Genomic DNA, 8,385 nt, shown 5'->3' with positions numbered 1-8,385 from the left:
GGATGCGGCGCGGTGAAAGCCAAGCTGGCGCTGCACGTCCGGACCTACGCATGCGAGGCCTGCCACCTGGTCATCGACCGGGACGCAGGCGCCGCACGCAACCTCGCCGCCCTCGCGGCAGCCTGCACGCCTGGTACCGGAGTGGCCGGAGACCAGGACACCGCCCCGGCGCTGTCAAAGCCTCGTGGAGCCGACCGTAAGACCCGCACCACCCGCCCTCGCCGCAAGGCCGGGACGGGGCGGGCAGGTGGCGCAACCCTGCCGCCACAGCGGCAGACGGAAACGAGAGACCGTCCTCAAACCGAGCCCCTGATGCTCTGGTGAGGTGACGGACCTTCCGGGCCGAAATGCCCGGGATGCTGAGACCTGACTACGGTCTCGGCAACGGCGTTAATCGGGTCAAGAGGTGGCCCGACGCGAGGGTGGGCGCACGGGAAGGGGCCGGAATGCAGCTCTCGGCCCGTCGGAGCTCGACTCGGCGACGACTGCGAGCAGCGGACCGCGGCAGATACCCCATAGGGTATTACGCATTCAACCGTACGGAGCCCCGCTCGCCTTGTCAAATACCCCGGGGGGGTATTGATTACCCAGCGCGATGGGCCGCGCGCGGCGCGCGCTGACGGCCCCCGCGTTCCCCGACAGGGGGGACCGTCTCGGCGCCGCGCCGCAGACCCCGTGCGACGACAGCCGCCGACCGGACCGACCGAAGCCGGATTAATACCCCCCAGGGTATTGTTGCCGGGCTTGAAGGAGGACTGCATGCAGGTGGACGAAGAATCGATGCGACCCGTCCTGAACCGCCTACGGCGGGCGCAGGGGCAGCCGGCCGCCGTGATCACGATGATCGAGGCGGGCCGCGACTGCAAGGAGGTCGTGACACAGCCGGCCGCCGTCTCCCGCGCCTTGGACCGGGCCGGATTCAAGATCGTCGCCAGTGGAATGCGGCAGTGCCTCGCGGGAGACCCTGACACCCCGCCCGCATCACAGGAGGAGCTGGAGAAACTCTTCCTCGCCCTGGCGTGACCGTCAGCGCGCCACATCACGCGGCCGTCGGCTCTCGGCACCCTGCCGCGCACGACTGCTCCCCATGACAAGCGCTGCGCCAGCAAGATCAGAAACAGGCCACCGCCGGGCCATGCACCACGCCAAGACCTGAGCCGTGAGGAGCGCCGAGTCCATCACGGGGCCATCAGGGGGCCTTTGCCTGGAAGAGCATCCCGAGTCGCTGGGCTCCGCCAGGCTGTGGCTGCCGGTGAGGCCGGACCGTTGGAAAGCCGCACCGCGGCGGCCTCTCGGGCAGGCATTCGTGAATGTCGGCGGCGCCGTCGGGAGCGATGATCAGGGGGAGGTGACCTGCCCGGGCCACGGTGCACCGCCTGCACAGATTCCGGTCGCCGTCGGCGGCCGGTGCCGGCACGAGCACTCCGTCACGCCGAGGCCGGAAAGGACCGCCATCGCGGTGATCAGGCAACGAAGTCTTCTCCCTTCGGCATGGGCAGCCCGATCAGGAGCAGTGTCACGTCATCGTCATGCGTGGCCATGTCCGGCAGGAGGGTCCTGATCAGCAGGTCTGCGGCCTGGTCGAGGCCCTCCTGATCGGCGGGTACTCCTTTCAGCGCCAAGCCGAGCGTGCGGGCGAGGGTGTCGATCTGGGTCTCGATGTCGGTGCCGGGCCTTTCGACCAGTCCGTCGGTGTAGACGGCCAGCGTGGTGCCCGGTGACACCGGCTCGGTCCCCTGCCGGAACGGCACTCCCGCGCCGCACGAATCGTTGACGCCCAGCGGTACCCCGACCGGCGCCGGAAGCATTCGGGCAAGCCCGTCGGGGGGCAGGGCGATGACCGGGAGGTGTCCCGCCGAGCAGAGAGTGACCTCGTGGGTACTCTGGTCCACCACCAGGTAGACGCAGGTGACGAGCTGGTCCGCCAGGTCGGCCACGAACGCGTCCAGCCCGGTCATCAGCCGGCTCGGCGACACGCCCGTACGGGCCAGTGCATGGGAGGCTGCCCGCATCTGGCCCATGACGGCCGCCGCCTCCAGGCCACGGCCCATCACGTCACCCACGACGATGCCGGTACGGTGCCCGTCCAGCGGAATGACGTCGAACCAGTCCCCGCCCACTCCGGGGTCCTGGACGGACGCCAGGTACCGGTGGGCGGCGGGCAGGCAGGGCAGGGGGGACGGCTCGCCCATGAGGCTGTGCTGCAGGGTGTAGGCGATACGCCGGTGCTCCTCGAAGCGCTCGGCGCGTTCGGCCTCGACGCGCCTGCGTTCGGTGATGTCCCGCACGGTCAGGAACACCCGTGTCTCCTCTTCCGCCTGGAGACTGCTCGCGCTCACTTCCACGGGGAACTCCGCACCGTCGCTGCGCAGCCCGTAGAGGCCGTGGTCCAGGACGATCGGCTTCGGACCCACCTGCCGCAGGTAGGCACGCAGCAGTGCGCTGTGTCTACGACGCCGCGCGGCGGGCACCAGGTCGAGGACCGGGGTGCCCACGAGATCGGCCGGCGAACGTCCGAGCAACTTCTGCACCTGCGCATTGGCCAAGACGACGACGCCCCGGCCGTCCGTGATCAGCAGGGCGTCGGGAGCCGATTCCAGCAGCGCGAGGAAGCGCCGGTTGGCCCGTCGCAGTTCGCGCTGTGCCGCGACCCGGTCGGTGACGTCGGTGATCACACCGCATACGGCGTAAGGAGTGCCGGAAGCGGTCTTGAGCGGGAACAGACTGGTGAGAAAGTCCCGCGACCCCCCGGGCAGGGCAAGCAGTTCCTCCCGTTGCGTGGGAGCGCCCTCGGCCAGCATGGCGAGGTCGGCGGCGCGCGCCTGACGCGCGAGGTCGGGCGGCATGACATCCCGGTCCCGGCGGCCCAGTACCCGTTCGCGGGACAGGCCCAAGCTCTCCTCGAAGGTCGTGTTGACCGCCAGGAAGCGACCGTCCAGATCCTTGATGAACGTCACCGCGGGCGTGTGGTCCATGAACGCCTGCAGCAGTTCGTTCTGCCGCACCTGCCATTCGGCACGCGCATGTGCCAACTCGATACGGCGGCCCACGACCAACGTCGCGAAGATGACCGTGGTGAATACGACGACGTGCCCGCACACCAACAGCGCGGTACCCAGTCGTGCCCCGAACAGTCCCGCGTCCTCACCGGCCAGGACGAGCCCACCCAGCAGCGGCGGAACCACCAGGACAGTGGCAAACAGCCGGCGCCCCAGTGCTCCCGTGGTGCCCGCGTTCATCAGCAGTCTGGCAGGACCGCGTTCCGGCCAAGCGAGGAAGGTGGCGATACCCAGCAACACCAGAGCCATCCCCGTGTACAGGGCCATCCCCTTGTACGCGCCGAACCGCTCGAGTTCGGGCACGGCGTACGCGAACCCGTAAAGCCGCAGCATTCCCAGGGTGAGGACGGCCAGGCCCGGGACCTGGCTCGTCCAGGCGGGCAGACGGGACGCGCTCGCACACAGGACTGCCACGCCCCCGACCATCAGTGCGGCAGCTGTATTCGGTGCCATCCGGCCAGGCACCTCTGACGCCATTCGGGCGGTGTCGTCCTTGAAGAGGAGTTCATCGATCCCCAGGGCCGCCCCGGTCGCGTACTCCACGACGGTGAGTCCACCGATCACCACGACCAGCGCCCCGGCCGCGCGCTCCACGGCAGTCGCCCACGGTGTGACACGGCGGCGGACCACCAGAAACAGGGAGACACCCAGTGCCAGCAGGGCCACGGCAGCGTTCGCGCTCATGGCCGCGTCGCCACCGGGCACACGCCTGAGGACGTCGATACCGAAGGCCCAGCCGGAGAAGCCCGCCGCCCCCAGCACAGCGGCCAGCAGAGCGGCACCCTGAGCCACAGTGCGGGCAGCGTCCAGGGCGGACTGCTGGTACGGCAAGTCCGCGGCCTGCCCTGCTCCGAGCGCGCCGGGCAACTCGGCTGTCTGCTCCTTCGCCACCGAACACTCGCCCATGTGGAGAAAAACGAAACCCGCTCTCATACCCTAAGTAATTCGCACCCCGGGTGCCCTGGTCCGAACGTCCCCGTCCGTAGCTGATCATGCTGGGGTCGGCTTGGCCGTCTTCCCTGTTCGTCGCCACGGTTCCAGGACCAGACGGTCCAAAATGACCTGCGGTGAGCCAGGACGGCAGAACGCCGCCGTCTGCTCGTCCACTGATCAGTAACGTTGAGGGCACGCACGGCAGCCGGCGGAGCGCTCGTGGCCGCGCACAGGGGAAGTGTGGCCCGCTACAACCCTGAAGGTCCGTCCTCCAGACGAGCGGTGCACCGTTCTGCGATGTCATGGGCATCGGCCTCGATGACGAGCCACCCGGTCGGGGCGCTGAGCCCGCGACAGCGGTGCAGCAGGCTACGAGGACCCCCTCCGATGCCGGTATTGCCGTCCGTCAGCAGAACCGGCTGCCAGCCTCTCTCCGGCGGTAGCCGGCCGAGGAGGACAAGCCGGACACCGAGGTCAGCCAGGGCCCGCGGATCGGACTGCGCCAGGACTCCGGCCGGAACGGCCTCGGGGGCGGCAGCCCGAGGCGGTGCACCGCCCACGATCGCCCACGCCGCCGCAGCCGTCCCACCGGTCCGCACATGCTCGGCCCCCCGGGCGCGCTTCTGGCCCGGTACCCGGGGCTGGGAACCGCATAGTGGAGCCGACCCCGACGGCCGCCCGCCGGTTTCCCCCGGCCTCACGTCACCGGTGCTCGGGGTTCTCGTAGTCGCGGCGGCAGCCGGCGTCCCAGGTGGTGCGCTGGTTGCCGTAGGCGGGGATGCCGCCCAGGTCCTTCAGGGCCCGGGCCAGGTGCAGCAGGTTCCAGGTCATGAAGGTGGTGTTGCGGTTGGTGAAGTCGTTCTCCGGGCCGCCCGAGCCCGGATCGAGGTACGAGGGACCGGGGCCCGCCTCGCCGATCCAGCCGGCATCCGCCTGAGGAGGGATCGTGTAGCCGAGGTGCTGAAGGCTGTAGAGGACGTTCATGGCGCAGTGCTTGACGCCGTCCTCGTTGCCGGTGATGAGGCACCCGCCGACGCGGCCGTAATAGGCGTACTGCCCGGCGTCGTTGAGGAGGCTGGAGCAGGCGTAGAGGCGCTCGATCACCCGCTTCGTCACGGAGCTGTTGTCGCCCAGCCAGATCGGGCCGGCCAGCACCAGGATGTCTGCCGCCATGACCAGCCGGTACAGGTCCGGCCAGGCGTCCGTCTCCCAGCCGTGCTCTCTCATGTCGGGCCACACACCGGTCGCGATGTCGTGGTCCACCGCCCGGACGACGTCGACGTGCACGCCCTGTGCGTCCAGGATGGCGGTGCTGCGGTCGACCAGTCCCTGGGTGTTGCTCGTCTCCGGTGAACGTTTGAGGGTGCAGTTGATCACCAGGGCCCGCAGGTCGTCGTACCGGGCCGGCGGTGCGTCGGTGGCAGGCGACGAAGTGGTCACACGGTCCTCCCGGAGTTCTGCCGCTCTGTGCGTGGCGGCCCGTTCTCACTTCGCCAGCGTGCGATCCGGCCGCGGAAGCCGCCACCACAACGCCTCCGAACGGCCGCACCGGTCCACGCACCGGCCGGCGGCGGACGAGTGGCCCGGGCAGGCAGGTGTACCTACGTTCGCCTCATGAGCACCGAAGGCGCGACCGAGTCGCGGAAGTCGGCAGCAGCGGACGACGTCGCACACCTTCTGGTGCGCTGTCTGCGAGCCGAAGGCGTGGAGTACGTCTTCGGGATCCCCGGCGAGGAGAACATCCGCTTCGTCGACGCTCTGAGCGGCTCCGGCATCCGGTACGTCCTGGTGCGCCACGAGCAGGCCGCCTCGTTCATGGCCGAGATCTACGGACGGCTGACCGGCCGGGCCGGGGTGTGTTCGGCCACGCTGGGCCCCGGCGCAATCAACCTGCTGCTCGGCACCGCCGACGCCATGACCGACAGCGCACCGATGGTGGCCCTTGCCGCCCGGGGTTCGCTGCGTCGCACTCACAAGGAGTCGCATCAGGTCATCGACCTGGTATCGATGTTCGCCCCCGTCACCCAGTGGGCAGCCCGCGTGGAGTGTCCTGACGCGGTGCCGGAGATGACCCGCAAGGCTTTCAAGATCGCGCAGAGCGAACGCCCCGGTGCCGTGTTCCTGGCCGTGCCCGAGGACATCGAAGCGGAGCGGCCCGCCGAGCGTCTGGCGCCCCTGCAGGTCGACACGGTGCACGCCGACGCGCCGTCCCTCACGCAGATCGCGCGGGCGGTCGAGGTGCTCACCACGGCACGGCGTCCTGTCGTGCTGGCAGGCCATGGCGCCGCGAGAGGACGGGCCTCGGACGCTCTCGTGCGGTTACCGAACGACTGAACATCCCGGTCGCGACCACCTTCCACGGCAAAGGCGTCTTCCCCGACGACCATCCGAACGCCCTCGGCGCAGTTGGCTTCATGCGCCACGACTACGGCAACTTCGGCTTCGACACCGCCGCCGTGGTGATCTGCGTCGGCTACGAGATCCAGGAATTCGATCCCGCCAAGATCAACCCCGACGGCGACAAGCGCATCGTGCACCTGCACCGTTTTCCCTCCGAGGTGGACGCGCATTATCCGGTCACAGTGGGCATCGAGGGCGACATGTCGCAGGCACTGGACGCACTCGCTTCGGCACTGCCCGAAGGGTTCACCTACGACTCGGAAAGCAGCGTGAAGATCCGTACGCTGCTTGACGACGAACTCGCGTACGGGCGGGACAACGACGCGTTCCCGCTGGTGCCCCAGCGTGTGGTGAGCGATGTCCGGACCGCCCTGGACCGCCACGACATCGTGCTCGCCGACACCGGCGCCGGGAAGATGTGGATGTCCCGGCTCTATCCCACCTACGAACCTGACACCTGCCTGGTCTCCAACGGCCTGTCCACCATGGGCTTCGCACTGCCGGGTGCCATCGCCGCCAAACCGGCCCGGCCCGACCGACGCGTCCTGGCCATGATGGGTGACGGCTCCTTCCTGATGAATTCCCAGGAACTCGAGACCGCCGTCCGCGAAAACATCCCCCTGACCGTCCTCGTCCTGGTGGACGAGGAATACGGGCTGATCACCTGGAAGATGGAGCTCGAACTCGGCCGCCACAGCCACACCCGCTTCACCAACCCGGACCTGGTCGCCTATGCCGAGAGCTTCGGCGCACGCGGTTACCGGGTCGAGTCCGCCGACCAGCTGCTGCCCGTGCTGCGTCGCGCCCTCGAAGACGAAGGCGTCTCCGTGATCGCCTGCCCCGTCGACTACACCGAGAACCTGCGCCTGACCGACCGACTCGGCAGCCTCAGCGGACCGTTCTGACCCGACGGGCCAGGTTCGACACCCGAGCCGCCCAGCTACGGGGAGCACGAGGGGCCGCCGCAGGTCAGTGAGCGTTTCCAGCGTTGACTCTCCAGGGTGAGGACGGCTCTGGCGATGACGGTCATGCGGTTGGGGCTGATGCGGGATCTTCGGAAGATCTGCCAGGACTTCAGTCGCGCCATGCCGCGTTCGACGGGAGCCCGGGCCCGGGCCAGCGCGCGGTTGACGGTCCGCTGCGTGAGGGCGAGTTCCCCGCCGGGTGGGCGTCGTAGGCCGGTGGTGACATGGGGGTCGGCACCCGTGTAGGCGCGGTCGGCGAGAACCGGCACGCCTTGGTGTTCGCAGATCCGGATGATGCGGTGCGCCCCAGGCTGCGATGCACTACGCGTTCCGGGACAAAAACGAGCCGTTGACCGCCGTCATCGGCGCGGTGGCCGAACAGGTGGAGCAGGTTCTGCGCGACGCGGTGACGCCCGAACTCGGGCTGGCGTCGGCGATCGCCGACGCGGTGCGCGCCTTCTGGGCCTTCGTCGTGGGCGACGACGGGCTGCAGCTGATGCAATACGAACTGACGATCTACTGCCGCCGCAACCCCGGCTTCGAGTGGCTGGCGGCCTGGCAGTACACCCGCTACTGCGCCTGCGCCGAAGAGGTCCTGCGCTCCGCGCTCGCCCACGAAGCTTCGCCGCCACCGGCAGACCTGGCCGCCCTGGTGCGGTTCCTCGTCGCGGCGCTCGACGGACCGGTCATCCAGTACGAGGTACACCACGAGGTCGAACAGTCCCGGCGCGACATGGAGAACGTGATCGACTGCGGCCTGTCGATGGCGGGCTTCGCCCCCAGGGTTCGGTCCCCGGAGCCTGAGAGCCCTGCGTAGCCCGTGACCAGCAGCTCTGACGCTTCGACCCAGACGGCAGCGCACTCGTCGAGACCTGAATCCACAGGTGGGCGACCCTGGTTCAAGAGGGCACCTGATCTAGGGTGTGTCAATTTAACGGCCCTGTCTCACATTCGGTGGTGACCGAGCGTGCTGCTGTCCGAGGAGGATGCGGTGGCGGAGGAGGGGGAAGCCTGCTCGTCCGTGGATC

The 8,385-nt window shown here is 69.1% G+C and carries 6 protein-coding genes and 2 pseudogenes; 5 read left to right on the top strand and 3 right to left on the bottom strand.

The genetic code is table 11. The features are described from left to right. A pseudogene (locus ACZ60B_RS42135) lies at nt 1-324 on the top strand (IS607 family element RNA-guided endonuclease TnpB); the annotation flags it as partial. A gap of 435 nt (nt 325-759) precedes the next feature. Further along, nucleotides 760-1,023 (top strand): metal-sensitive transcriptional regulator, encoded by a 264-nt coding sequence (locus tag ACZ60B_RS42130; RefSeq protein ID WP_469397182.1) that lies wholly within the window; start codon nt 760-762, stop codon nt 1,021-1,023. Between the two features lie 440 nt (nt 1,024-1,463). Here the strand turns inward: ACZ60B_RS42130 and ACZ60B_RS42125 are convergent, their stop codons facing one another. Both ACZ60B_RS42125 and ACZ60B_RS42120 read right to left on the bottom strand, forming a co-directional pair. Further along, nucleotides 1,464-3,965 (bottom strand): PP2C family protein-serine/threonine phosphatase, encoded by a 2,502-nt coding sequence (locus tag ACZ60B_RS42125; protein WP_469397179.1) that lies wholly within the window; start codon nt 3,963-3,965, stop codon nt 1,464-1,466. A gap of 729 nt (nt 3,966-4,694) precedes the next feature. Beyond that, on the bottom strand, nt 4,695-5,432 hold the full coding sequence (locus tag ACZ60B_RS42120) for a flavodoxin family protein (protein ID WP_469397174.1): 738 nt from the start codon (nt 5,430-5,432) through the stop codon (nt 4,695-4,697). Nucleotides 5,433-5,606: 174 nt separating this feature from the next. On the opposite strand from ACZ60B_RS42120, the gene ACZ60B_RS42115 reads away from it, so the two are divergent. Beyond that, complete coding sequence (locus ACZ60B_RS42115; protein WP_469397171.1) at nt 5,607-6,326, top strand: thiamine pyrophosphate-binding protein; 720 nt, start codon at nt 5,607-5,609, stop codon at nt 6,324-6,326. Next, nucleotides 6,323-7,297, top strand: a complete 975-nt coding sequence (locus ACZ60B_RS42110; protein ID WP_469397184.1) for a thiamine pyrophosphate-dependent enzyme — start codon at nt 6,323-6,325, stop codon at nt 7,295-7,297. Before ACZ60B_RS42115 ends, ACZ60B_RS42110 begins: the two co-directional genes overlap by 4 nt. Before the next feature lie 35 nt (nt 7,298-7,332). On the opposite strand, the pseudogene ACZ60B_RS42105 reads toward ACZ60B_RS42110, so the two are convergent. Beyond that, nucleotides 7,333-7,662: pseudogene (locus ACZ60B_RS42105) on the bottom strand (transposase family protein); the annotation flags it as partial. 44 nt (nt 7,663-7,706) lie between these two features. Here ACZ60B_RS42105 and ACZ60B_RS42100 point away from each other — a divergent pair. Further along, on the top strand, nt 7,707-8,174 hold the full coding sequence (locus ACZ60B_RS42100) for a TetR/AcrR family transcriptional regulator (RefSeq protein ID WP_469397169.1): 468 nt from the start codon (nt 7,707-7,709) through the stop codon (nt 8,172-8,174). Nucleotides 8,175-8,385 lie beyond the last annotated feature (211 nt).

The sequence above is a fragment of the Streptomyces sp. NPDC104096 genome (genome assembly GCF_055584385.1).
The sequence above is the reverse complement of the archived record's forward strand: the minus strand, read 5'-3'. Positions and strand labels throughout refer to the sequence as shown.